General features: G+C 68.9%; 26 protein-coding genes. 7 read left to right on the forward strand and 19 right to left on the reverse strand.

The genetic code is table 11. The features are described from left to right. Position 1: 1 nt before the first annotated feature. Positions 2-898 carry a cytochrome c oxidase assembly protein gene (locus AC4BGB_RS03295; RefSeq protein WP_490544680.1) on the reverse strand — a complete coding sequence of 299 codons (897 nt, stop codon included), beginning with the start codon at positions 896-898 and terminating at the stop codon, positions 2-4. 103 nt (positions 899-1,001) lie between these two features. Here AC4BGB_RS03295 and ctaE point away from each other — a divergent pair, with 103 nt between their 5' ends. Genes ctaE through qcrB form a run of 4 tightly spaced genes read left to right on the forward strand, consistent with a single transcriptional unit; the run spans position 1,002 to position 5,317 of the window. Continuing rightward, positions 1,002-1,640 (forward strand): aa3-type cytochrome oxidase subunit III, encoded by a 639-nt coding sequence (gene ctaE, locus AC4BGB_RS03300; protein WP_490544682.1) that lies wholly within the window; start codon positions 1,002-1,004, stop codon positions 1,638-1,640. Between the two features lie 23 nt (positions 1,641-1,663). Beyond that, positions 1,664-2,542, forward strand: a complete 879-nt coding sequence (gene qcrC / locus AC4BGB_RS03305) for a cytochrome bc1 complex diheme cytochrome c subunit (protein ID WP_490544684.1) — start codon at positions 1,664-1,666, stop codon at positions 2,540-2,542. Next, positions 2,539-3,573 (forward strand): cytochrome bc1 complex Rieske iron-sulfur subunit, encoded by a 1,035-nt coding sequence (gene qcrA / locus AC4BGB_RS03310; protein ID WP_490544687.1) that lies wholly within the window; start codon positions 2,539-2,541, stop codon positions 3,571-3,573. The genes qcrC and qcrA overlap by 4 nt, the downstream gene beginning before the upstream one ends. Before the next feature lie 7 nt (positions 3,574-3,580). Next, complete coding sequence (gene qcrB / locus AC4BGB_RS03315) at positions 3,581-5,317, forward strand: cytochrome bc1 complex cytochrome b subunit (RefSeq protein WP_490544689.1); 1,737 nt, start codon at positions 3,581-3,583, stop codon at positions 5,315-5,317. Positions 5,318-5,583: 266 nt separating this feature from the next. Here the strand turns inward: qcrB and AC4BGB_RS03320 are convergent, their stop codons facing one another. The 8 genes from AC4BGB_RS03320 to AC4BGB_RS03355 all read right to left on the reverse strand — a co-directional run bounded on the left by AC4BGB_RS03320 (position 5,584) and on the right by AC4BGB_RS03355 (position 13,149). Next, a complete protein-coding gene (locus tag AC4BGB_RS03320) occupies positions 5,584-6,540 on the reverse strand; it encodes an SPFH domain-containing protein (RefSeq protein WP_490544691.1) in 957 nt (318 codons plus the stop codon). Between the two features lies 1 nt (position 6,541). Then, positions 6,542-6,811: a hypothetical protein gene (locus AC4BGB_RS03325; protein ID WP_490544693.1), complete on the reverse strand. Its 270-nt coding sequence runs from the start codon at positions 6,809-6,811 to the stop codon at positions 6,542-6,544. Positions 6,812-7,010: 199 nt separating this feature from the next. Continuing rightward, entirely contained in the window at positions 7,011-7,619 is a 609-nt protein-coding gene (locus AC4BGB_RS03330) for a hypothetical protein (protein ID WP_490544695.1), read from the reverse strand. Positions 7,620-7,666: 47 nt separating this feature from the next. Further along, the gene (locus tag AC4BGB_RS03335) at positions 7,667-8,848 is read right to left on the reverse strand and encodes a L,D-transpeptidase (protein ID WP_490544696.1); all 1,182 of its coding nucleotides are present in this window, start codon (positions 8,846-8,848) and stop codon (positions 7,667-7,669) included. A 135-nt stretch (positions 8,849-8,983) separates the two neighbouring features. Continuing rightward, a complete protein-coding gene (locus tag AC4BGB_RS03340; protein WP_490544698.1) occupies positions 8,984-9,379 on the reverse strand; it encodes a cytochrome c oxidase subunit 4 in 396 nt (131 codons plus the stop codon). After that, positions 9,376-11,067 carry an aa3-type cytochrome oxidase subunit I gene (ctaD, locus tag AC4BGB_RS03345; RefSeq protein ID WP_490546779.1) on the reverse strand — a complete coding sequence of 564 codons (1,692 nt, stop codon included), beginning with the start codon at positions 11,065-11,067 and terminating at the stop codon, positions 9,376-9,378. Before ctaD ends, AC4BGB_RS03340 begins: the two co-directional genes overlap by 4 nt. A 56-nt stretch (positions 11,068-11,123) precedes the next feature. After that, entirely contained in the window at positions 11,124-12,011 is an 888-nt protein-coding gene (gene ctaC / locus AC4BGB_RS03350; RefSeq protein ID WP_490544700.1) for an aa3-type cytochrome oxidase subunit II, read from the reverse strand. A gap of 163 nt (positions 12,012-12,174) precedes the next feature. Then, entirely contained in the window at positions 12,175-13,149 is a 975-nt protein-coding gene (locus AC4BGB_RS03355; protein ID WP_490544702.1) for a carbohydrate kinase family protein, read from the reverse strand. Between the two features lie 102 nt (positions 13,150-13,251). On the opposite strand from AC4BGB_RS03355, the gene AC4BGB_RS03360 reads away from it, so the two are divergent. After that, a complete protein-coding gene (locus AC4BGB_RS03360) occupies positions 13,252-13,491 on the forward strand; it encodes a hypothetical protein (RefSeq protein WP_490544704.1) in 240 nt (79 codons plus the stop codon). 176 nt (positions 13,492-13,667) lie between these two features. On the opposite strand, the gene erpA is transcribed toward AC4BGB_RS03360, so the two are convergent. The 7 genes from erpA to AC4BGB_RS03395 form a co-directional block, all read right to left on the reverse strand. Beyond that, positions 13,668-14,030: an iron-sulfur cluster insertion protein ErpA gene (gene erpA / locus AC4BGB_RS03365; protein ID WP_490544706.1), complete on the reverse strand. Its 363-nt coding sequence runs from the start codon at positions 14,028-14,030 to the stop codon at positions 13,668-13,670. A 127-nt stretch (positions 14,031-14,157) separates the two neighbouring features. Further along, complete coding sequence (locus AC4BGB_RS03370; RefSeq protein WP_490544708.1) at positions 14,158-15,252, reverse strand: glycerate kinase family protein; 1,095 nt, start codon at positions 15,250-15,252, stop codon at positions 14,158-14,160. A 54-nt stretch (positions 15,253-15,306) separates the two neighbouring features. Further along, the gene (locus tag AC4BGB_RS03375; protein WP_490544710.1) at positions 15,307-16,548 is read right to left on the reverse strand and encodes a GAF domain-containing sensor histidine kinase; all 1,242 of its coding nucleotides are present in this window, start codon (positions 16,546-16,548) and stop codon (positions 15,307-15,309) included. Positions 16,549-16,595: 47 nt separating this feature from the next. Then, positions 16,596-17,165, reverse strand: a complete 570-nt coding sequence (gene pspAB, locus AC4BGB_RS03380) for a PspA-associated protein PspAB (protein ID WP_490544712.1) — start codon at positions 17,163-17,165, stop codon at positions 16,596-16,598. A 2-nt stretch (positions 17,166-17,167) separates the two neighbouring features. Beyond that, positions 17,168-18,076 carry a zinc metalloprotease HtpX gene (gene htpX, locus AC4BGB_RS03385; protein ID WP_490544714.1) on the reverse strand — a complete coding sequence of 303 codons (909 nt, stop codon included), beginning with the start codon at positions 18,074-18,076 and terminating at the stop codon, positions 17,168-17,170. A gap of 13 nt (positions 18,077-18,089) precedes the next feature. Continuing rightward, the gene (pspAA, locus tag AC4BGB_RS03390; protein WP_490544716.1) at positions 18,090-18,371 is read right to left on the reverse strand and encodes a PspA-associated protein PspAA; all 282 of its coding nucleotides are present in this window, start codon (positions 18,369-18,371) and stop codon (positions 18,090-18,092) included. Further along, the gene (locus AC4BGB_RS03395) at positions 18,368-19,150 is read right to left on the reverse strand and encodes a PspA/IM30 family protein (protein WP_490544718.1); all 783 of its coding nucleotides are present in this window, start codon (positions 19,148-19,150) and stop codon (positions 18,368-18,370) included. The genes pspAA and AC4BGB_RS03395 overlap by 4 nt, the downstream gene beginning before the upstream one ends. Positions 19,151-19,268: 118 nt before the next feature. Between AC4BGB_RS03395 and AC4BGB_RS03400 the strand changes: the two genes are divergently transcribed. After that, entirely contained in the window at positions 19,269-19,862 is a 594-nt protein-coding gene (locus AC4BGB_RS03400; protein ID WP_490544720.1) for a DUF3043 domain-containing protein, read from the forward strand. Positions 19,863-19,872: 10 nt separating this feature from the next. Here the strand turns inward: AC4BGB_RS03400 and AC4BGB_RS03405 are convergent, their stop codons facing one another. Continuing rightward, entirely contained in the window at positions 19,873-20,127 is a 255-nt protein-coding gene (locus AC4BGB_RS03405) for a hypothetical protein (protein ID WP_490544722.1), read from the reverse strand. A 38-nt stretch (positions 20,128-20,165) separates the two neighbouring features. Beyond that, entirely contained in the window at positions 20,166-21,266 is a 1,101-nt protein-coding gene (gene gcvT, locus AC4BGB_RS03410; protein WP_490544724.1) for a glycine cleavage system aminomethyltransferase GcvT, read from the reverse strand. Positions 21,267-21,365: 99 nt separating this feature from the next. Between gcvT and AC4BGB_RS03415 the strand changes: the two genes are divergently transcribed. Next, positions 21,366-22,898, forward strand: coding sequence for a leucyl aminopeptidase (locus tag AC4BGB_RS03415; protein ID WP_490544725.1), 1,533 nt, complete (start codon positions 21,366-21,368; stop codon positions 22,896-22,898). Here AC4BGB_RS03415 and AC4BGB_RS03420 read toward each other — a convergent pair. Then, positions 22,895-23,287, reverse strand: coding sequence for a hypothetical protein (locus AC4BGB_RS03420; RefSeq protein ID WP_490544726.1), 393 nt, complete (start codon positions 23,285-23,287; stop codon positions 22,895-22,897). The genes AC4BGB_RS03415 and AC4BGB_RS03420 overlap by 4 nt on opposite strands. Positions 23,288-23,311 lie beyond the last annotated feature (24 nt).

Below are 23,311 nucleotides of genomic sequence, written 5' to 3' on the forward strand. Positions count from 1 at the left end.
GCTACCGGTTGGACTCGGCGGCGGAGGAGGTGGATTGGAGCCGCTCCAGGCGGTCCAGCCGCCGGTCCTCCCGCTTCCCCTCCTGGATGGACGAACGCACCCACTGGGCGAAGAGCACACCGAACAGGATCAGTGCGATCAGGTCGCCCGAGGCCCACAGGATGCCGCCGGCCAGGTGCTGGTCGTCGCGGGGGTCCGGGAGCCACGACAGCGTCTCGCCCAGCTTGGGGTACCAGTCCCCCCCGATCAGCTGGGTCTGGCCCATGATCGTGACGCCGAGGAAGGCGTGGAAGGGAAGCGACAGCATCAGCGTCAGCATCCGGAACGGGTAGGCCACGCGCCCGGGGACGGGGTCGACGCCCAGGATGGGCGTGAAGAACAGCGCCCCGGTCGCCACCAGGTGCAGGTGCATGAACTCGTGCAGCAGGTCGGAGTTCAGCGTCGCGGTGTACCAGCCGGTGAAGTACAGCGCCCACGGGCTGAGCACGTAGAGCGCGAACGCGATCGGCGCGAAGGTGAGCACCCGGGCGAAGCGCGAGTGCAGCAGGCTCAGGAGCAGACGACGCGGCCGCGGGGGCAGGGTCCGCAGCGCGAGGGTCACGGGTGCGCCCAGTGCGCAGAACACCGGCACCAGCATCGACAGGATCATGTGCTGGACCATGTGCACGCTCAGCAGCGTGGTGTCGTACGCCGCGATCCCGGAGCTGGCGGCGAACAGGAACGACCCCATCCCGCCGCCGACGAAGGCCAGGGTGCGTCCGATCGGCCACCGGTCACCGCGCTGGTGCAGGCGGTACACGCCGAGCAGGTACAGACCAGTGGCCCAGACGACGAGCACGAACAGGATCGGCGGCAGTCCCCACTGGGTGAAGACGGCCGAGAAGGAAAAGGGCGGCACCCCCACAGGTTAGGCGGTGCCTGCGCACGCAGCAGAACCAAGATCGCAGCGAAACACCGGGGGTAGGGGTGCTGTCTCGGAACCGTCGGGCAATAATGACGACGTGGCGAACGCAACGGCTATCCCAGCATCCCGGCTCCATGCTCACGACGACCGTCCGAGCATGGTTGCCGTAGGCACCATCGTGTGGCTCGCGAGCGAGCTCATGTTCTTCGCGGCGCTGTTCGCGGCCTACTTCACGATCAGGTCGGTGAGTCCTGAGCTGTGGGCCCAGAACACGGTGGAGCTCGCCGTGCCGTTCTCCACGGTGAACACCCTGATCCTGGTGCTGTCCTCGGTGACCTGCCAGCTCGGCGTGTTCAAGGCCGAGGACGGCATCGTGGGCCGCACCGGCAAGCTCCTCCAGGTCAAGCTCTGGGGCCTGCGCGAGTGGTTCGCCCTGACCTACATCATGGGCGCGATCTTCATCGCCGGGCAGGCCTTCGAGTACGCCGAGCTGGTCCACAAGGGCCTCACCATCCAGGACTCGGCGTACGGCACCGTGTTCTACCTCGCAACGGGCTTCCACGGCATCCACGTCCTCGGCGGACTGATCGCGTTCCTGTTCGTGCTCGGCCGCACCCTCATCGCACGCAAGTTCACCCACGAGCAGGCTGTCACCGCGATCGTCGTGTCCTACTACTGGCACTTCGTCGATGTGGTGTGGATCGCCCTGTTCGCGACCGTCTACCTGATCAAGTAGCACTGACCACAAAGGACCCACAGGTGCCACTCTTCAAGAAACCCAGCAACGGGTTGCTTCACCGGATCGCCGGCCGACTCTCCGTCGGTCGCCGCTCCCGGCTCGCCGCCCCCCTGGTGCTGGTGCTCGGCCTGCTGCTCACCGGCGGCATGTACGCCGCGCTCTCCCCCGCGACGGCCCAGACGAAGGCCGCCGACGAGGAGATGGTGGCCAAGGGCCGCGCTCTCTTCCTGGTCGGTTGTGCTTCTTGTCACGGCAAGAACGCCGAGGGCGTTCCCACGGTCAAGGGCAACCAGTACGGCCCCACCCTCGTGGGCGTGGGCGCGGCCGCGGTCGACTTCCAGGTCGGCACCGGCCGGATGCCGATGTCCCAGCCCGGCACCCAGGCCCTGCGCAAGCCCCCGGTCTACGACGAGGACGAGATCGAGGCGCTCTCCGCCTACGTCGCCTCCCTCGCCCCGGGTCCCGACGTGCCGAACAAGGCCGACTACGACCCGAACGACGCCAGCAACGAGGACATCGTGCGCGGCGGCGAGTTCTTCCGCACCAACTGCACGGCGTGCCACAACTTCGCCGGCAAGGGCGGCGCGCTCGCCCGCGGCCGGTTCGCCCCGGACATCCAGGGCGTCGACCCCAAGTACATCTACGAGGCGATGCTCACCGGCCCCCAGCAGATGCCGGTGTTCTCCGACGAGCTGATGACCCCCGATGACAAGCGTCAGGTCATCGCCTACCTGAAGAAGAGCGAGGAGACGCCCAGCTACGGCGGCTTCGGCCTCGGCAACCTCGGCCCCGTCTCCGAGGGCCTCTTCGGCTGGCTGGTCGGCATCGGCACCCTCGTGGGCGCGGCAGTGTGGATCGCTGCCAACTCCACCCGTTCGAGGAAGAAGAACCAGGCATGAGCGAGAACCAGGAGCTCTCCACGGTCGAGGGCGATCCGATCCCCGATCCAGGGATGCACGAGCACCAGCCGCGCCCCACCGACGTCGATCCGGCGGCGGAGAAGCGCGCCGAGCGGCAGATCGTCACCCTGTTCTTCCTCTCGGCCGTGTTCACGGTGCTGTTCTTCGTGTCGTTCTTCGTCTTCAAGATCGGCGACGACCCCGACCACGCCCTCGGCTTCGGGCTCTCCACGCCTGCCCTGGGCACGACCCTCGGCCTGGCTCTGCTGTGCATCGGCATCGGTGTCATCCAGTGGGCCCGCAAGCTGATGAGCGACCAGGAGATGATCGAGATGCGCCACCCCGGCGCATCCTCCCCCGAAGACCGCGAGCAGGCCCTCGAGGCGCTCTCGGTCGGCGCGGAGGAGTCCGGCATCGGGCGCCGCCCGCTGGTGCGCAACTCCCTGTTCGGCGCACTCGGCATCCTGCTCCTCGCCCCGATCGTGGCGCTGCGCGACCTCGGCCCCCTTCCCGGCGACAAGCTCTTCCACACCGTGTGGAAGAAGGGCATGCGCGTCGTCCAGGACGTCGACGGCACCCCGATCCGGCCCCAGGACATGGAGGTCGGCCAGCTGGTGAACGGCGAGCCTGCGCTGTTCTTCGAAGAGAACGCCGAGGGCGAGCACGTCATCGAGGGCGTCGAGCTGATGCAGGAGAAGGCCAAGGCCGCCGTCATCGTCGTCCGGATGCCCCCTGACGACATCAAGGTGGCCAAGGGCCGTGAGAACTGGGGCATCGACGGGATCTTGTGCTACTCCAAGATCTGCACCCACGTCGGTTGCCCCATCTCCTTGTGGGAGCAGCAGACCCATCACCTGCTCTGCCCGTGCCACCAGTCCACCTTCGACCTCGCGGACAACGGCAGGGTGGTCTTCGGCCCGGCCGCTCGTGCAGTGCCCCAGCTACCGTTGGACCTGGACGACGAGGGTTACTTGATCGCTCGCAGCGATTTCACCGAGCCGGTTGGCCCGAGCTTCTGGGAACGTAGGTGATCTGACAATGACCACTATTGCCAACACGAATGGCACGAAGCCGGCGACGGCCACAAAACCCTCCAAGGCCGGCAAGGCCGCCGAGTGGGCCGACGATCGGCTCGGACTCGCCGGGCTCGCCAAGAAGAACCTCCGCAAGGTCTTCCCGGACCACTGGTCGTTCATGCTGGGCGAGATCGCCCTGTGGAGCTTCGTCGTCCTGCTGCTCACGGGTGTGTTCCTGACCCTGTGGTTCCGCCCGAGCATGGTCGAGGTCATCTACGACGGCTCCTACGACCAGCTGCGCGGCCTGCACATGTCGGAGGCCTATGCCTCGACGCTGAACATCTCCTTCGACGTGCGTGGCGGCCTGCTGATGCGGCAGATCCACCACTGGGCGGCCACGATCTTCATCGCCTCGATGATGATCCACCTGCTGCGCGTCTACTTCACCGGCGCGTTCCGCAAGCCCCGCGAGCTCAACTGGGTGATCGGCTGCCTGCTGCTGCTGCTCGGCACCCTGGAGGGCTTCACCGGCTACTCGCTTCCCGACGACCTGCTCTCCGGCACCGGCATCCGGGCCGCGGACGGCTTCATGAAGTCGATGCCCGTCGTCGGCACCTACATGTCGTTCTTCCTCTTCGGCGGGGAGTTCCCGGGCGACTCGATCATCCCCAGGCTCTACACGGTGCACGTGCTGCTGCTCCCGGGCCTGCTCCTGGCGCTGATCGCGGCGCACATGCTGCTGCTCGTCTACCACAAGCACACCCAGTGGCCCGGGCCCGGCCGCACGGAGCACAACGTCGTGGGCTTCCCGATGCTCCCGGTCTACATGGCCAAGGCGGGCGGCTTCTTCTTCGTCGTCTTCGGCGTGCTCACCCTGATGGGTGCGTTCATGACCGTGAACCCGGTCTGGCAGCTGGGGCCGTACAACCCGGCTGAGGTGACCGCAGGCTCGCAACCGGACTGGTACATGGGGTGGCCCGACGGCGCCCTGCGGATCATGCCGGGCATCGAGAGCGTGTTCTGGGGCCACACCTGGTCGTGGAACGTGTTCCTGCCGATCATCGTGCTGCCCGGCCTGATGTTCACGATCCTGCTGGTCCTGCCGTTCATCGAGGGCTGGATCACCGGTGACAAGCGGGAGCACCACCTGCTCCAGCGCCCCCGCAACGCCCCGACCCGGACCGCGGTCATGGTCGCGCTGATGACCTTCTACGGTCTGATGTGGGCTGCCGGCGGCAACGACATCATCGCGCTGACGCTGGACCTGAGCATCAACCAGATCACCTACTTCATGCGTGGTGCGGTCTTCATCGGGCCGGTGGTCGCGTTCCTGATCACCCGCCGTTGGTGCATCTCGCTGCAGCGTCACGACAACGAGATGCTGCTGCACGGCTACGAGAGCGGCGTGATCATGCGCGACGCCCAGGGCGGCTACAGCGAGAAGCACCTGCCGCTGCCCGTGGAGCGTGCCTACACGCTCACGGCTCGGGACCGCGACGAGGTGTACGTGCCGGAACGGGAGGCCGACGAGAACGGCATCCCCTCCCCCACGGCCCGCAAGGACAAGATCCGGGCAGCGCTGTCGCGGTACTGGTACGGCAGCAACGTGCAGAAGCCCACCAGGGCCGAGCTCGAGGAGGCGCACCACCACGTCGAGATCGAGCACCAGCACGAGGCAGGTCTCGACCAGGCGGCCGACGGCCACCAGTTCGACGGCCGGCACGACGTGAGCGGCGACGAGCTCAGCTCCAAGCACTGACGCAGCACCACAAGGCCGAGGGGCCCGGGGATCTCCCCGGGCCCCTCGGCCTTTCTCGTGCCTGCTCATGGGCCTGGCGCGCCTCGCACGTCCTCTGCTCCGCCCGTCCGAGCCGATCGCGGCAGGCCCGGGCGCTGGGTCTACTGACGGGGAGTTGGCGCCCCAAGGCGTGCCTGGTTCAGCTCAGCCGCGCGTACCGCCCTGTCCTCGTCAATCTGCAAGCGCTCGGTCTCGTCCAGACCGGCCCGCGGGCGCCGCACAGGGCCTTACTGTCCCTGCCCGCCCTGGTTGGTGAAGACACCCGAGGTGGTGGGCTGCCAGGGGTTGAGCCCCTTCTCGACGGCCTGCGCCTTGAGATAGGCCTCCGTCGAGCCGTAGCCGTTGATCTCGGCGCGCCGCTTGGCCGCCTGTGCCCGCGCGACCTTGACCTCGGCGTCGGCACGGGCGACATCGGCCCGGGCCCGCGCGATCGCCTGCTCGGAGACTGCGAGCAGCTTCTGCGACTCGTTGATCGACGCGATCAGCTCCTTGTCGATCGGAGACGGCTTCTTGACCAGCACCGTGAAGCCCTCGAAGTAGTGGCCGCGTGCCTGGCGATCGACCAGGGTCTCCATCTGGTCGGAGACCTGGCTCTCGATCTCGGCCTTGATCGCGGGGTCGTTCCAGACCTTGCGCCACGGGTAGCGCTGGACGATCCGGTCGAGCTGGGCGTCCAACGGGTCCGCGACCAGCTTGCGCAGCGCCAGGTCCCAGCCGCTGGTCATCGCACCGTCCTCGGTCAGCGAGGCGCCGTAGCGCTGCCCGTGCTCGTTGTACCAGTTCTTCAGCGTCTTGCAGTCGGTCACCATGGAGAACCGGACGACGATCGGTACCTGCATCTCCACGTTGTCGCTGGAGACCGACCGCATCGCCGCAGAGTCCGAGCCCCGCTGCCCGGTGGCGTCCCAGTCACGTTCCGACAGCGGGTAGTAGGCGTACTTGTCCCCCGGCGAGTTGAAGTTCTCGTGGGTGCCCGCCGGGATGCATCTCTTGATCTTGCTGTCCTCGATCGGACCGCCGCCGATCTGGAGCGCGGTGATGTTGGAGCCGGTGTTCACCGAGGACGCCGCCACCAGCGCCACCAGTCCCGCAACGGCCAGGAGCACCACCGCGGCCACCACCGGCAGCCCCATTGCGCTCATCCGCGGTCGCGACGTGGGCGCCGACTCGCCCTTACGTGCCATCTCAGCTGTCCTTGTCGTCGTCGGGGCGCTGCCGCAGGCTGCGTTGGTGCGTACGGATCTCGTCGATGACCAGGGGCGCGAGGACCGAGTCGACGTCTCGCCGGTCGACGGCAGCGTCCAGCAACCGATCGATCAGGTCCCGAGCAGCCTCCAGCTCACGGAGCTCCTCGGCATGGTCGACCTCGTGAGTGGTCGGGCGTCGCGCGGAGGCCCACAGGGCCAGGCAGAAGGGCACCAGCAGGACCAGGAAGAGGATCAGCAGGACTCGCACAGGCTGACCCTAGCGGCGACCAGGAGGACGCCGGGGTGGTTTGGTGAGCTGAGGGCGGAGCCTGAGCGGTACTCGTCGAACCCGCTCCAGTTCGACGGCCGGCACGACGTGAGCGGCGACGAGCTCAGTTCCAAGCACTGACGCCACAGTAGAGCGACGGGCCCGGGACATCCCCGGGCCCTCGCTCTTTCCGGGCGATCTACCGGTACACGCGCGGGCCCAACGTCGGTAGGGGGCCGGGCGAGCCGGATGAGGCGGCGTCATCGGTGTACCCGGTGAAGCGGGCCGGATGGGCCTTCGAAGTGGACATGGCGACGCGCACCCATTTCGGGCGCCCGAGGCAGCGGCGCGGCACCGACACCCTCACGAAGCTCCTGGCATAGCTGATCGCCCAGCTTCTTCCTCGACACCTGACGGCATCACCGCGTGGCGTCTCCATGGTCAGCGTTCCGTAGGGTTGGGTCGCCGTGGTCTCCAGGCGAATCTCACGGATGCGCTGCTTGCTCGTGACGATGCGGAAGTAGTGCAGGGCGAACTCGTTGGCCGAGGCGGGCGGTGTCAGGTCCGCGTGGTCGATGGCCAGCGTCACCCGGCGCTTCCCGTGCACGACCGAGGTCCGCAGGATGTCTCCGTCGGAGCGATCCGGCCGTGGCGTCGTGGTCTGGTCCTCGTGGAACTCAACGACGTCCGAGGCCGCGTCGGATCCGCGGTGGGTGCCGGCCACGGCCACCGTGGGGGCCATTACGACCAGGATGGTGGCGAGCACGAGCCCGCCCGAGCGTGCTGTGGCTGTGGCTGTGGTGTGCATGGTGCCTCCCGGTGGAGCCACTCACACTCTAGCCCCGGGTGCTGCGATCAGCTGAGGGCGGAGCCTGAGCGGTACTCGTCGAAGCCCACGTTCCAGTCCCCGTAGCCGTTGGTCAGGTCCGTGCCGCGGTCGGTGCCGACGTACTCGATCACGTCGCCGATCTTGGAGTTGCTGTAGAGCCACTGCGCGTTGGCGGTGCTCATCCCGGTGCACCCGTGACTCACGTTGGAGCGGCCCTGCTGGCCCACCGACCAGGGAGCCGCGTGCACGAACTCACCCGAGTAGGTGACGCGCATGGCGTACTCGACGTTGTCGAGGTCGTAGCCGTCCGCGCTGGCGGGATCGATCCCGATCGTCTCGGAGTTCATCCGCTTCTGGCGGAACTTCTCCACGATCACCTTGGTGCCCGAGCGAGTGGTGAACTTCGGCTGCTCCCCCGTGGTGATCGGGATGGTGCGGATCTTCTTGCCGTTGCGGAAGACCCGCATCTGGTGGGTGTTCATGTCGACCTTGCTGACCATGGCGTCGCCCACGTGGAACTTGACCGCGCGGTCCTTCTGTCCATAGATGCCGTTGCCCGCCGGGACGCCGCCAATGTCGGCGGTCACGGCCACGTCGGTGCCGGGTCGCCAGTAGGTCCGGGGCCGCCAGTGAACCTCGGAGTCGCTGATCCAGTGGAACGCGCCGGCCTGGGCGGGCTGGCTGACCACCTTGAGGTGGCGCTCGATCGAGGCCTGGTCGGTGACGGGCACGTCGAAGCGGATGATGACCGGCATCCCGACCCCGACCGTCTGGCCCTGCGTGGGCACGAAGCTGGGGAAGGTCTGCTCGTCCAGGCTGAGCTTGCGGGTCGCGAACTGTGCCTGGTAGGTGTTCTGGCGGCCCTCGGCGTCGAGGGCGGTGCTGGAGATCCGGTAGCTCGACGCCGGCTGGAGCGTCGCCTGGGAGACCCAGCGGGTCTTGTCGGCGGACAGTCGCCCCTGGACCGAGGCTCCCCCGGGTCCGGTGACCGCGACCTGCTCCAGGGTGCCGCCCTGCACGCGCAGTCGTACCTTGCGCTCGAGGCCGACCCCGGTGGCACCCGGGCGGATGCTGCTCGAGATCGTGGCCGCGGAACGCTCGTCGACCTGCTGCTTCCCGGCCGGCGCCGCGTCCGGCTCATCGTCGTCGGAGACTCCTGAGCAGGCCGACAGCGACACGAGGGCCACGGTGACAGCGATCAGGGACATGCGCACACGAACCGGCCGACCGGACATCTGGAACCCCACGAGACGGAAAGCGAAACAGCGACGACTCAGGCTAACAACGCAAGGCGCCAGAATCGTCGCGCCGTCTCGTATTTCTTTGTCACGACCCCGCAACGACTAGTGGGCGTGCTCTCCGCGGTAGTACTCGAAGACGAGACCGCACAGCGCAATGATGCCGAGCGCCGCCCCGATGATGAACAGCCACCAGCCCAGTGCAATGCCGAGGACCATCACGGCCGCGCACAGCGCGCACCACAGCGGCCACCAGCTGTACGGCGGGAAGAACCCGAGCTCGCCGGCCCCCTCGGCGATCTCCCCGTCCTTGCGGTCCTCGGGACGAGGACCCATCTTGCGGGCGTGGAAGCCGAGGTAGAAGGCGATCAGCGCCACCAGCAGGAAGGTCATCGCCAGTGCGGTGGTGCCGGTGTAGTCGCCGCTGATGTACCAGTAGGCGGGAGTGACCAGGAAGAAGAAGATGGAACAGATCACGAAGATCAGGGTCTCGTTCTTCATCGGGCGTCGCCTTCCTTGCCGACCTGTCCCGGGCGGCCTTCCATGTCCGGTGCGTCGGAGACCTTGCCGTCCTCACCGAGACCCTCGTTGTCGGAGTACTCCAGCGCGGCGATCTCCGGGTGGTGGAGGTCGAAGGCCGGCGATTCCGAGCGGATCCGGGGCAGGGTGAGGAAGTTGTGCCGGGGCGGCGGGCAGCTGGTCGCCCACTCGAGCGAGCGTCCCCAGCCCCACGGGTCGTCCACGGTCACCTTCGGCGCACGGGTGGTCAGGTAGACGTTGAGCAGGAACGGCAGCGTCGAGAAGGCCAGCAGGAACGCTCCCACGGTCGAGACCTGGTTGAGCAGCGTGAACCCGTCCGAGGCTGCGTAGTCGGCGTAGCGACGCGGCATCCCCTCGACCCCGAGCCAGTGCTGGACCAGGAACGTGGTGTGGAAGCCGATGAACAGCAGCCAGAAGTGGATCTTGCCGAGCCGCTCGTCGAGCATCCTGCCGGTCATCTTCGGCCACCAGAAGTAGAAGCCCGCGAACATCGCGAACACCACGGTGCCGAAGACCACGTAGTGGAAGTGCGCCACCACGAAGTAGGAGTCCGAGACGTGGAAGTCCAGCGGGGGCGAGGCCAGGATGACGCCGGTCAGGCCACCGAAGAGGAAGGTGACCAGGAAGCCGATCGACCACAGCATCGGGGTGTCGAAGGAGATCGATCCGCCCCACATCGTCCCGATCCAGTTGAAGAACTTCACTCCGGTTGGCACCGCGATCAGGAAGGTCATCCCGGAGAAGAACGCGAGGTCGACCGCGCCACTGACGAACATGTGGTGCGCCCACACGGCGACGGAGAGGATGGCGATCGCCAGGGTCGCGCCGACCAGGCCGACGTAGCCGAAGATCGGCTTGCGGCTGAAGACCGGAAGGATCTCGGTCACGATGCCGAAGAACGGCAGCGCGATGATGTACACCTCTGGGTGTCCGAAGAACCAGAACAGGTGTTGCCACAGGATCGGCCCGCCGTGACTTGGGTCGAACACGTGGGCGCCGAGCTGGCGATCTGCCTCCAGCGCCAGGAGTGCCGCACCGAGGATCGGGAACGCGATCAGGGCGAGCAGGCTGGTGATCAGCGTGTTCCAGGTGAACAGCGGCATCCGGAACATCGTCATGCCGGGCGCGCGCATGCAGATGACCGTGGTGACGAAGTTGACCGAGCCCAGGATGGTGCCCAGACCCATCAGGTACAGGCCCATGATCCAGAGGTCCCCGCCGGCTCCGGGCGACCGGATCGCGTTCGACAGCGGCGTGTAGCCGGTCCAGCCGAAGCTCGCGGCGCCGCCAGGAGTCAGGAAGCCCGAGATCGTGATCACGGAGCCGAACAGGTAGAACCAGTAGCTCAGCATGTTCAGGCGCGGGAACGCCACGTCGGGAGCACCGATCTGCAGCGGCATCAGCACGTTGGCGAAGCCGAAGAACAGCGGCGTCGCGAACATCAGCAGCATGATCGTGCCGTGCATCGTGAACATCTGGTTGTACAGCTCTTCGTTCACGACCTGCTGGCCCGGGAAGGCGAGCTCGGACCTGATCACCAGGGCCATCAGGCCGCCGATCAGGAACCAGATGAAGGACGTGGTCAGGTAGAGCTTGCCGATCAGCTTGTGGTCGGTGGTCGTCAGGACCCGCACCACCTGCTGCCCCATGCTGGGGTTCGGGGCGTCGACAATCGCGCTGGTGGGCGCGTCAGAGACGGCAGTCACTACTCTCCTCCTACGCTGTCGCCGGTCTTCAGACCCGCGGTTTCCTGGGCGTCAACGCCCCCCAGGGCTGGGCCGGTCGAGCCGCGCTCGGCGAGCTCCTCGAGATGTGCGTCGTACTCCGCCTGTTCGACGACCTTGACGTCGAAGAGCATCCGCGAGTGGTAGACGCCGCAGAGCTCGGCGCACCGTCCCACGAAGGTCCCCGTGCGGGTCGGCGTCACGGTGAACTCGTTGTGCAGTCCGGGGACCACGTCCAGCTTGAACAGGAAGGCCGGGACCCAGAACGAGTGGATCACGTCGGGTGAGGCCAGGTTGAGCGTCACGGTCTTGTCCTTGACCAGCCACAGCGTGGGGCGGTCCGCGGTGGTGCCGACCTCGTGGACGACCTCCTTGCCCGCGACCGGCTCGTACTTCTTGGTGTCGTCGTCGTAGTCGAGGTTGTAGTTGAACGACCAGGACCACTGCTGACCGACGACCGTGATGACCTCGTCGGGGTCCTTCGAGACCTTCAGCACCTTGTCCTGGGTCTCCAGGGTGAAGAAGAAGAAGACGATCACCATCATGATCGGAGCGACGGTGTAGAAGATCTCGATCGGCAGGTTGTAGCGCGTCTGCACCGGGATCTCGCTCTCGCTGCGACGCCGGTAGCGCGCGGAGACGAAGAGGATCAGGCCCCACACGACGACGCCGGTGATCATGGCCGCGATCCAGGCCCCGATCCACAGGTCGAGGATGTAGGGAGCTTCCTTGCTCGCCGGGAGGGGCATCGCGAGACGCTCCCACTCACCTTCTTGCGCGGCCGAGCAACCGCTGAGGAGCAGCAGCGTCGTGGCCGACAGGCCTCCGAGTGCTACGCGCCGGAAGCGCGGGGGGTAAAGCAGACTCACGGACGAGCCCTTTCTCCAAGCTGACGCGGACTTCTGACCTGTTGGGGACTCTGGAAACCCTACTACTCGCCGGGGGCCAAGGCCCGGGCAGGGCGGGCGCGCGTCGCCCCGCGCAGTGTGCTTCGGCGCTGCCCCGGGCTGAGCGGGTCGAGAGGGTGCGGGATCACCCCAGGTGGGGCCGTACGTCGGCCGCAGCAGCCTCGCCGTAGGCCTGCGCCAGGCGCTGGAGGAACTCCTCGTGGGTGAAGGAGTACTCCTGGGTGCCGACGCGCTCCACGACGTACGCCGCGAGCACGCAGCCGACCTGGGCGGCCCGCTCGTGCGTCAGCCGCCACTCCAGCGCGGCCAGGAAGCCGGACCTGAAGGCGTCGCCGACGCCGGTCGGCTCCACCGCCACCACGCCGGGGACGGCGCCGACCTCGACGGTCTCCTGGTCGGTGCCCACGATCCGCACGCCCGCCGGGCCGAGGGTGATCACCTGGGTGCCCACCCGGGACAGGATCTCCTCCTCGGACCAGCCGGTCTTCTGCGCGATCAGGTGCGACTCGTACTCGTTGGAGAACAGGTAGGCGGCGCCGTCGACGAGCTCACGGATCATGTCGCCCTCACCGAAGGCGAGCTGCTGGCTCGGGTCGGCGACGAAGGCGTAGCCACGCTCACGGCACTCCTGGGTGTGCCGGACCATCCCCTCGGGGTCGTCGGGGCCGACCAGGACGTAGGAGGGCTCCCCCACGCGCCGGACGATCGGCTCGAGCTCGATCAGCCGGGCCTCGCTCATCGCGCCGGGGTAGAAGCTGGCGAACTGGGCCATCGTGGCGTCCGTGGTGCACACGAAGCGCGCGGTGTGGAGGTCCTCGGAGATCCGCACGGACTCGCAGTCGACCCCGTGGCGCTCCAGCCAGGAGCGGTAGTCGGCGAAGTCCGTGCCCGCGGCGCCCACCATCACCGGTCGCAGGCCGAGCCGGCTCAGGCCGAACGCGATGTTGCCCGCGCACCCTCCTCGCCGGATCTCGAGGTCGTCGACGAGGAAGGACACGGACAGCTTGTCGAGCTGGTCCACCACCAGCGAGTCGGCGAACTTCCCGCCGAAGCTCATCAGGTGGTCCGTGGCGATCGATCCGGCAATGAGCAGCGACATGAGGGGTCCTCGTTTGTTACGACCTGGTGAAACCTGGGGAGACACGAACACTACCGATGGGTAAGCGTGGGGCTACCAGTTGGTAGCCCCTAGCGTCGGGGCATGACCTACGAGCGCCTTGCCTACGACGACCAGGACTCCGCCAACCAGATGCACCTCGACTGCACCGCCTGTGCCAGTTCGATCATGCTGCCCCGCGAGCGCATCGACAACACCGCACTCACCTCCGCGCCCCGTTCGCTCGCCTACGACCAGTACCCGCGCGAGGTCCGCAAGCCCGAGATCGAGGTCAGCCGGGCCGCTGCCCACCTTGCGTCGCGGATGCACCTGCACCTCGACTGAGGGGCCCCGGACGCACCAGAGGCGCTGTCCCCTGTGGGGGACAGCGCCTCTGGTTTTTGCTTTGGTGGGGCTTGGCTTTCACCTCACCCGGTCTCGACACGCTCGTCGCGACTTCGTTCCTCAGTCGCGGTCGCTGCTCGACCACCATCATTCACGTCCGCTGGCGCGGCCGTGAATCAGTGGAACGAGTCGCCGCAGGCGCAGGAGCCGGTCGCGTTGGGGTTGTCGATGGTGAAGCCCTGCTTCTCGATGGAGTCGACGAAGTCGATCGTCGCGCCGTTGAGGTAGGGGACGCTCATCCGGTCGACGACCACGGAGACGCCGTCGAAGTCGGTGACGACGTCACCGTCGAGGTTCCGCTCGTCGAAGAAGAGCTGGTAGCGCAGGCCGGAGCAGCCACCGGGCTGCACGGCGATCCGCAGCTGCAGGTCGTCGCGGCCTTCCTGCGCGAGCAGGCTCTTGACCTTCGCGGAGGCGGTCTCGCTGACGTTGATGCTGTCGGTGCGGGTCTCGGTTGCGGTGTCGAGCTGCTCGGTCATCGATGCTCCAGTACTGATCGGAAAGGCGCTTGTTACTGGTCAATGGTCGCACATCGCCGGTTATTCCACGTATCCGCGAGTCCACCGGCCGATGAGGCGTCCGTGCGAGGCCAGGGCAGTGCAGAGGTCAACGGGACCAGGTGCGGGCCGTGCGCGCGGCGAGCTCAGCCAGCGCCTCAGCGGGAGCGCCGAGAGCGCGCTCCTCCCCCACCAGGTCGACCAGCGAGTACGCCGACTCCACCCCCAGCGCCCGCATCTCGCGGGAGCCGATCAGCACCTGCCCGGCGAGGGCGATGCACGGGACCAGCTGCTGGGCGGCCACCTGCGCGACGCCGTAGGGCACCTTGCCCGAGCGTGAGGAGAAGTCGAAGGCACCCTCACCGGTCACCACCAGGTCCGCGCCCCGGACCAGGTCCGCGAGCCCGACCGCCTCGGCGACCAGCTCCACCCCCGGCGCGCGGGTGCCGCCGAGCAGCATCAGCGCGAACCCGAGCCCGCCCGCGGCGCCGGCGCCCTTCTGCGCAGCGAGCTTGCGGTCTGTCAGGTCGGCGAAGTGCTGCAGCCACCCGTCCACCGTGACCAGCTGCTCCTCGGTCACGCCCTTCTGCGGGCCGTAGATCTTGGTGGCCCCGTTGATGCCCAGCAGCGGGTTGTCCACATCGCTGGCCAGGACGACCTCCACCCCCTCGAACCGGGCCCGGGCGGCCTCGAGGTCGACCGAGGTGAGCGCCGACAGCCCGGCCGGCCCCTCGTCCAGTGCTCCGCCCTCGGCCGTCGCCCCCAGGGCTGCGAGCAGGCCGGCACCGGCGTCGTTGGTGGCCGATCCTCCGAGCCCCACGACGATCCGCGTCGCCCCGGTGTCCAGGGCGTGCTCGAGCACCTGCCCCAGTCCACGGGTCGTGCCGACTCGCGGCTCGCGCTGCTCCGGCTCGGTCAGGTGCAGCCCGACCGACTGGGCGCTCTCGACGTACGCCGTCTCGCCGACCCGCAGGATCCCGGCAGGGACGGGCACGCCATAGGGATCGCCGACGGTGACGTTGTGCAGCTCGCCGCCGAGGGCGGCCTGCAGCCCGTCGAGGAAGCCGGGTCCCCCGTCGGACATCGGCACCTGGACCAGCTCGTCGTCAGGAGCGCGTTTCGCCCATCCACGCGCCATCGCGGCTGCCGCCTCTCGGGCGCTCAGCGTTCCGGCGAACTTGTCAGGGGCGAATACGACGCGCACGCAGCCATCCTGCCGTGTCGGGGCCGGTGCGCGCTCGCCGGACCTGCTGGCCCCTCACGGCGTGACCGCCGCGAGCCGGTCCGCACGGGGTGCATGCGGGGCCGGCCCGGCCTCGGGGACGGTGATCCGGACCAGCGCGCCGCCCTCGGGCGCGTCGCCGATCGCGATGGTGCCGCCGTACGCCTGCACCAGCCGGCTGCAGGTTGCCAGGCCGAGGCCGATGCCCCCCTTGGTCGCGTCTCCCTGGGTCATCAGGCCGAAGACGCGTTCCCGATCGGCCACCGGGACGCCGGGGCCGTTGTCGGCCACCTCGAGCCACCAGCCCGTGAGGTCCGTGCCGGCGCTGACCCGGACCAACGGGCTCTCCACGTGCCGGGTGAACTTCGCCGCATTGGCGACGAGGTTCTGCAGCACCACCCGCCAGTGCGTGGCACCACCGCGTACGACGGGCAGCTGCTCTCCCACGAGCAGGACCCCCTCCAGCGCGGCCTCGAGGTCCTCGCGGACCAGCTCCAGCACGGCACGCAGGTCCACTTCCCCGTCCTGGGGGCGGGACCCCAGCGCCGCGAAGTCGAGCATGTCTCCGATCAGGGTGTTCATCCGCGCGACGCTGTTCAGGGACCGGTCCAGGAGCCACGCCCGGTCCCCGCTCTCGTCTCCGTCGAACTCCTCGCGAAGCGTGCCGAGCGTCATCGAGAGGCCGGTCAGCGGGCCTCGGAGGTCGTGCGCGATCTGGCCGGTGAACATGTCCAGCATCTCGTTCGAGCGCTGCAGCTCCTGGCGGGCCGCGGTGAGCTCGAGGACGGTCTGCTCGAGCTCGTGGGTGCGCCGGTGCAGCTCGAGCAGGTCGACGACCCGTTTGGCGACCCGTTCCAGGAGCCCCAGCTGCTCGTCGGTGAGCCGGCGCGGCTGGCGGTCGAAGACGCACAGGGTGCCCACAGCGACCCCCCGCGGGGAGACGAGCCTCACCACGCCGTAGAACCGGAAGGACTCCTGCTCGCCGTTGACGAACGGGTGATCGGCCCAGCGCGGGTCCGCGGATGCGTCCACCACCTGGAACGTGCTGGTCGCCTCGGGCAGCGCGCCGCACATCGACTGGTCGCGCGAGCACGCCTGTCGGTCCAGGTGATAGGAGGCGATCGTCGTCTGGGTGTGCGAGCTCATCACGTTGATCGCGACCGCCGGGACGTGCACGAGGCGCCCGGCGACCGCGGCGAGGTCGTCGAGCTCCGGCTGCTCACCCCCGAGGATCTGGTAGTCGGCGATCTCGAGGTCCTGCGGTGCGGGCGGGGTCATCGTTACCTGTTGCTCCGAGAGTGAGGTGCGGCGACGCTGACTGCGTCTCAGCTGCCCGGTATGCCCCAGATAGGCATCCATCGGCTGACGTCTGGCTCGATGGGCAGGTCCGCTCCGACTGCGTCACGGACCTGACGCTCCAGGAGCGTATCTCGATTTCCGGACCCAACAGGACAAAAAGGATAGAAAGTGCCCTGCTTGTACAGGTACACCAGGTAGACCGGCGGTGTCGTCTCGGAGGTGAACCCCAGCACGGAGCAGAGCAGGCCGGTACCGAAGCCCTGCGCCTCGAGCGCGGAGTTGACCGCGTGCAGGTCGGTCACCAGGCCGCTGGTGTCCTCGGGCGCGGCCCGCACGGTCAGCCAGGTGTAGCCGTACTCGTCGACCCGGCTCTCGGTGGCCGGCCCGCCGTCCACGGCGATCAGTGCCGATGCCTCGCGCTGGCTGACCAGCGCCGCCTGCCCCTCGGCGGCCCGGAAGCACACGGACCCCACACCCATCGGGCGCAGCCCCATCCCGGCCTCGAGCGTCATCGCGGCAGCAGGCAGCGCGAAGAGTGCGTCCAGGTTGGCCTCACGGGGGCGCGAGCGCCCCCTGATCGCGTCCCACAGGCCCATGGCTAGTACGTCTGCCCGAGCTTGGCGGCGATCTTCGCCAGCTGGTCGAGGCGTTGCTCCAGCGGCGGGTGGGTGGAGGTGAGCGTCCCCAGCGCGAGGCCACGGACCGCGGGGGTGATGAAGAAGGCGTTCATCGGCTGCGCCGCGCGCAGGTCGCGCTCGGGGACCGCGTTCATCTGCCCGCTGATCTTGGTCAGCGCCGAGGCCAGGGCCGAGGGCTTCTGGGTCAGGTAGGCGCCGGCCCGGTCGGCACACAGCTCGCGGTAGCGGGAGAGCAGGCGCAGCAGCAGGAAGCTGATCGCGTAGACGACCAGGCTCACCACCAGCATCAGCACCAGGACCGCCGCTCCCCCGTTGTTGTTGCTGCGCGAGCGCCCCAGGCTGCCGAACTGGGCGCCCCGGGTGACCATCCCGGCGGTGATGCCCGCCGACGCGGCGACCGTCATCACCAGCACGTCGCGGTGGGCGACGTGGGAGAGCTCGTGCGCCAGCACGCCCTCGAGCTCCTCGGTCGTGAGCGTGCGCAGGATGCCGGTGGTCACGCACACCACCGAGCGGCTCGGGGAGCGCCCGGTGGCGAACGCGTTCGGCAGTGCGGTGTCCGCGATCGCGACCCGCGGCTTGGGCATGTCGGCCATCGCGCACAAGCGGTCGATCATCCCGTGCAGCTCGGGGGCCTGCTCAGGGGTGACCTCGTAGGCGCCCATCGCGCGCATCGCGACGGTGTCCGAGCGCCACCACTGGAAGAAGGCGACCCCGATGCCGGCGATGCCGATCAGGGTGCCGAGCCCGCTGCCCGCGAAGTAGATCGCGGTCACCACGAGCGCGACGAACAGGGCACCGAGCAGGAACATCACCGTGGTCATCCGGACGGTGAGGCCGCGGTCGGGAAGGAACCGGGTACGAGCCATCAGCGGTGTCCGCTCAACCCGGGATCAGTCCGTCGCCCTCGAGCAGCAGCTCGCGGACCTCCTCGAGCGTGGCGTCAGCGGGAGGCAGGATCAGGTCGGAGTCCTCGAGGGACTCCTCCGGGAGCGGGGCACCGACCCGGCGTACGCCGTCGAGCAGCGCCGCGAGCGTGGTGGTGAAGGTCGCCTCGTCGCCGGCCTCGACCGCCGCCTCGACCGCCCGGTCGAGCTCGTTGAGCATGTCCATCTGGTCGTCGGGCAGCTTGAGCTGTCCCTCGCCGAGGATGCGCACGATCACGGCTGCTCCTCCTTGCGGACCTCGGTGTCCTCCACGACGCTCTCCGGCGCCGAGCGGGGCTCCGGCGCGTCGATGGCGGGAGCGGAGCTGCCCTTGAGCGCGGCGAGCTCGGCCTCCACGTCGGACTGTGCGCTCATCGACTCCAGCTCACGGCTGATGTCGTCGCCCCGGTTGATCGAGCTGGCGTCGTCGAGCGCGCCCGAGGCGATCAGCTCGTCGATGGCACCGGCGCGTGCCTGCATCGCCTGGGTCTTGTCCTCGGCGCGCTGGACGGCCATACCGACGTCGCCCATCTCCTCGGAGATGCCCGAGAACGCCTCACCGATGCGCGTCTGCGCCTCGGCGGCGGTGTAGGTGGCCTTGATCGTCTCCTTGCGGGTACGGAAGGACTCCACCTTGGCCTGCAGCCGCTGAGAGGCGAGGGTCAGCTTCTCCTCCTCGCCCTGCAGCTGCTGGTGCTGGGCGTCGAGGTCGCCGATCTGCCCGGTGAGCGCCGACTTGCGCGTGAGCGCCTCGCGGGCCAGGTCCTCGCGTCCCATCGAGAGTGCCTTCTGCGCCTGCTCGGTGAGCTTGTCGGCCTGCGTCTGGAGCTGGTTGCGCTGCAGCTCGATGCGCTTGCGACTGGTCGCGACGTCCGCGACGCCTCGGCGTACCTTGGTCAGCATCTCGAGCTGTCGCTGATAGCTGTAGTCAAGGGTCTCCCGGGGGTCCTCGGCCTTGTCGAGGGCGCTGTTGGCCTTCGCACGGAAGATCGTGCTGATCCGCTTCATCATGCTCATGCGGTCAACCTACCGGGCCGCGCCCAGTGGGACGAGAGGAGCACGCCGCCGACCCATGTTCCTTGGCTTCCCTGGCCCGGTACTCTGGCGATTCACTCCCCTCCACCATCGATCCGTCATGTCCCCGGAAGGCCCCGTGTTCCGCCGAAACAGCAAAACCGACGAACAGCCCACCGTGCTCGAGCCCAAGGGCCCCGGCGCCAAGGGTCGCCCGACGCCGACCCGCCGGGAGGCCGAGGCTGCCCGCCGTGAGCGCGCGAAGGCCGGCATGGACAAGAAGGCCGCGCAGAAGCTCCAGCGCGAGCGCCGTGCCGAGGCCAACGCCAAGGCCCGCCACGGGATGAGGACCGGCGACGAGCGCTACCTGCCCAAGCGCGACCAGGGGCCGGTCAAGCGGTTCATCCGCAACTTCGTCGACGCCCGCATCTCGATCGCGGAGTTCCTGCTGCCGCTGCTGGTCGTGATCATGCTGATGCAGTACTCCGGCAACGCCAACCTCGTCGAGGCGAGCGGCCGGCTCTGGGCGACCACGATCCTGGTGGTCGCGCTCGACACGACCTGGCTGCTGTTCCGCCTCAAGCGGGCGCTGCGCGCGCAGTTCCCCGACGAGAGCCTGCGGGGCACCACGTTCTACACGATCATGCGGGTGCTCCAGCTGCGCTGGCTCCGGATGCCCAAGCCGACCGTCAAGATCGGCGGCGCACCGCGCTGACGCCGGCCGGCTATCCGGCCGAGAGCGACATCGGTCCGTAGACCTCGCGGTCGCCCTCGAACAGGGTCACCGACTCGACGCCGTCCTCGGCCAGGTCCGGGTAGGCCTCCCCCAGCCACGACTCCGCGTCGCTGCGGGTGGGGAAGTCGATCCGCTCCTCGGGGGTGATCACGCGGCCGTCGGCGTCGACGAGCTGCCACCACCAGGGGACCTGGTCCTGCCTGCGGGCGGTGCTGCCGAAGGCCGGCTCGGAGATGTTGGTCACGGGTGGACACCTTTCACTGGATGGTCGGCAAAACGGGATCAGGAGTCGCGTACGTCGGTCTCCACGAAGGGCGGCCTGGTCACGACGAAGACCTCGGAGCGACCACGTACGTCGACCAGCACCTCGGCCCCCAGCTCGACCTGGTTGTTGATCAGCGCGAGCGCCACGCCCTTGCGCAGGGTCGGTGAGAACGTCCCCGACGTGACGTGGCCGACCGGGAGGTCGCGGGTGAGCTTCACGCTCATCTGCGGGCGGGCGATCCCACGCCCCTGGGCGACAAGGCCGCGCAGCAGCACCTTGGCTCCCGCCTCCTTCTCGGCCAGGAGCGCCTCCTTGCCCCAGAACTCCGGCTTCGACCACCCCACGGCCCAGCCCAGTCGGGCCTGGACGGGCGTGACCTCGATGCTGATGTCCTGCCCGTGGAGCGGATAGCCCATCTCGGTGCGCAGCGTGTCCCGGGCACCCAGGCCGCAGGGGATCAGGCCGTGCGGCTCGCCCGCCTCGACCAGGGCGTCCCACAGGGCCGGCGCGACCGCGTTGTCCGCGATCAGCTCGTAGCCGCGCTCCCCGGTGTAGCCGCTGCGGCACACCACGACCTCCTCGCCCGCGAAGGTGGCCACCTCGAAGGACATGTAGTCGTGCCCCACCGGCAGTCCGAGCGCGGTGAGCACCTCGTCCGACCTCGGGCCCTGCACCGCCAGGACCGCGCGGGTCGTGTGCTGGTCGGTGATCCTCACCCCGGCCGGGCTGCCGGCCTCGAGCCGGCTGACCAGGCCCGCGGAGTTCGCGGCGTTGGGGACGAGCAGGACGTCGTCGTCCGCACGGTGGTAGGCGATCAGGTCGTCGACGATGCCGCCCGTGTCGGGGTCGCACGCCAGGGTGTACTGCGCGCGTCCAGGCCCGATCCGGTCGAGGTCGTTGCTCAGGCACCGGTTGAGGTACGCCGCCGCTCCCTCGCCGCTGACGGCGACCTTGCCGAGGTGGCTGACGTCGAAGATCCCCACGCGCTCGCGCACCGCTGCGTGCTCCTTGAGCACCCCGGTGGGGTACTCCAGCGGCATCTCCCAGCCGCCGAACTCCGCCAGCTTGGCCCCGGCGGCGACGTGACGGTCGTGGAGGGGCGAGTGCATGAGCGACATGGACGCGAAGTTACCGCAGTCTCCCCCGGGCCGATCCGGGCCCGGCCGCTCCCGCGCCGGGTGCGAGGGAGCGTGCTGCCCACGGCCTAGCATGACCTCGTGACGACGTACACGCTGCGCAAGGGCAGCCCGGCCAAGACCCGCACCGACCTCGTCGTGATCGGCGTGGTGAAGGCCCCCAACGGTGACCTGACCGCCTGCACGGGATCCGAGGAGGTGGCCGAGGCCTACGGACGCAGGTTCCGCCCGCTGCTCACCTCGATGGGCTTCCGCGGTGAGCACGGCGAGACGCTGCGGCTGCCGACGGCCGGGACGATCAAGGCCGGCCAGCTGCTCGTCATCGGTCTCGGGGCCGCCGACGAGGTGACCCCCGAGCGCGTGCGCCGTGCCGCCGGCGTCGCTGCCCGCAGCATCGGCAACGCCGCCTCCGTCTCGCTGGCGCTCCCGGCCCACGACGCCGAGCACGTGCGCGCCGTCGCCGACGGGTTCATCTCCGGGAGCTACTCGTTCACGCGCTACAAGTCGAAGTCCGACGAGGCCGGGCTCGCCGACGTCTCGATCCTCAGCGACGCCGCGCGACGCAACGACGCGATCGCGGCGCTCGAGGCCGCACGCTCTGTCGGCCGCATCGTGCACCGGGCCCGGGACTGGGTGAACACACCGCCGAACGACCTCACCCCTGAGCTGTTCGCCGACGCCGTGGTGGCGCTCGACAAGGAGCTCACCGGCCGGGCCAAGCGCAGCAAGGTGAAGGTGGAGGTCCTCGGGGTCGAGGAGCTGGAGGAGCTCTCCTGCGGCGGCATCCTCGGCGTCGGCGGCGGCTCCGCCAACCCGCCTCGGCTGGTCCGGCTCACCTACCGGCCCGAGGAGGCGCGCAGCAGCATCGCGTTCGTCGGCAAGGGGATCACCTACGACTCCGGCGGTCTCACCATCAAGCCGGGCGGCTCGATGGCGACGATGAAGTACGACATGGGCGGTGCCGCCGCCGTGATCGCCGCGACGTTCGCCATCGCCGAGCTCGGCGTGCCGGTCGCGGTGACGACGTACGCGCCGATGGCCGAGAACATGGTCTCCGGCACCGCGATGCGCCCCGGTGACGTGCTCACCATGCACGACGGCCAGACCGTCGAGGTCACCAACACCGACGCCGAGGGCCGGCTGATCCTGGCCGACGCCCTGGCGATGGCCGTCGAGGACGAGCCCGACTCCGTCATCGACGTCGCCACCCTGACCGGGGCCTGCATCGTCGCGCTCGGCGAGAAGGTCGCCGGCGTCTTCGGTGACGACGAGACCACCGCCGCCGTCACGGCTGCCGCCGAGGCGAGTGGCGAGCTGGTGTGGCGCCTGCCCCTGCCCGAGGAGAGCCGGGAGGCGGTGCTCGACACCAAGATCGCCGACGTGCTCCAGCACAACTGGATCCGGTGGGGATCCTCGGTCTACGCCGCGGCCTTCCTGCGCGAGTTCGTGGGCACCACCCCGTGGGCCCACCTCGACATCGCGGGGCCGGCCTGGAACACGGGCGGCCCCTGGGGCCACCTCCCCTCCGGCGCCACGGGCTACGGCATCACCACGCTGCTCGCGTACGCCGAGTCCCTCGCGGACGCAGCCGAGGCGGGTACCGACTCCGACTAGTCGGAGCTGTGCCCGCCGCCGTCGAGGTCGCGGCGCAGCTGCTGCTTCTGCCGCTCCTTCTCGCGCCGGTTGTACTCCCGCATCCGCGCCGGGATCCCGACCAGGCCCGCGTCATAGCTCGGCACCGCGTGCTTGTTGCAGAAGTCGTGGGCCCACTGCACCGACGGCACCCGGCGCCGGGTCCACTCGCCGTCGTGGGCGACCAGCAGCAGCGTCACGTCGGTGACCGTGGTGCGGGGCTCGACGAAGCCCTCGACGCCGCGGCGTGAGCTGACGAACTCCAGCAGGTGACGCTGGTCGGCGTCGTCGTTGGCGCGGGTGGTCACGCCTCCGCCCGCACCACCACCATGGCGGCGAGCACCGCGCCGGAACCGATCAAGCAAACCCATGGGGACAGTGTGGCGCATGGGGGG

Source organism: Nocardioides sp. Z30_9 (assembly GCF_058215735.1).

Bases quoted from the DNA above. Each gene is read 5' to 3' on its own strand.
- pspAB (WP_490544712.1), bottom strand. From the start codon at position 17,165: ATGGGCCTGTGGGACGCGATCAGGGGGCGCTCGCGCCCCCGTGAGGCC.
- erpA (WP_490544706.1), bottom strand. From the start codon at position 14,030: ATGACCGAGCAGCTCGACACCGCAACCGAGACCCGCACCGACAGCATC.
- gcvT (WP_490544724.1), bottom strand. From the start codon at position 21,266: ATGTCGCTCATGCACTCGCCCCTCCACGACCGTCACGTCGCCGCCGGG.
- AC4BGB_RS03330 (WP_490544695.1), bottom strand. From the start codon at position 7,619: ATGCACACCACAGCCACAGCCACAGCACGCTCGGGCGGGCTCGTGCTC.
- qcrB (WP_490544689.1), top strand. From the start codon at position 3,581: ATGACCACTATTGCCAACACGAATGGCACGAAGCCGGCGACGGCCACA.
- AC4BGB_RS03375 (WP_490544710.1), bottom strand. From the start codon at position 16,548: ATGACCCCGCCCGCACCGCAGGACCTCGAGATCGCCGACTACCAGATC.
- AC4BGB_RS03340 (WP_490544698.1), bottom strand. From the start codon at position 9,379: ATGAAGAACGAGACCCTGATCTTCGTGATCTGTTCCATCTTCTTCTTC.
- AC4BGB_RS03320 (WP_490544691.1), bottom strand. From the start codon at position 6,540: ATGGCACGTAAGGGCGAGTCGGCGCCCACGTCGCGACCGCGGATGAGC.
- AC4BGB_RS03355 (WP_490544702.1), bottom strand. From the start codon at position 13,149: ATGTCGCTGCTCATTGCCGGATCGATCGCCACGGACCACCTGATGAGC.
- AC4BGB_RS03335 (WP_490544696.1), bottom strand. From the start codon at position 8,848: ATGTCCCTGATCGCTGTCACCGTGGCCCTCGTGTCGCTGTCGGCCTGC.
- AC4BGB_RS03360 (WP_490544704.1), top strand. From the start codon at position 13,252: ATGACCTACGAGCGCCTTGCCTACGACGACCAGGACTCCGCCAACCAG.
- ctaD (WP_490546779.1), bottom strand. From the start codon at position 11,067: ATGGGGCAGCAGGTGGTGCGGGTCCTGACGACCACCGACCACAAGCTG.
- htpX (WP_490544714.1), bottom strand. From the start codon at position 18,076: ATGGCTCGTACCCGGTTCCTTCCCGACCGCGGCCTCACCGTCCGGATG.
- AC4BGB_RS03400 (WP_490544720.1), top strand. From the start codon at position 19,269: ATGTCCCCGGAAGGCCCCGTGTTCCGCCGAAACAGCAAAACCGACGAA.
- AC4BGB_RS03395 (WP_490544718.1), bottom strand. From the start codon at position 19,150: ATGAGCATGATGAAGCGGATCAGCACGATCTTCCGTGCGAAGGCCAAC.
- qcrA (WP_490544687.1), top strand. From the start codon at position 2,539: ATGAGCGAGAACCAGGAGCTCTCCACGGTCGAGGGCGATCCGATCCCC.
- AC4BGB_RS03420 (WP_490544726.1), bottom strand. From the start codon at position 23,287: ATGGGTTTGCTTGATCGGTTCCGGCGCGGTGCTCGCCGCCATGGTGGT.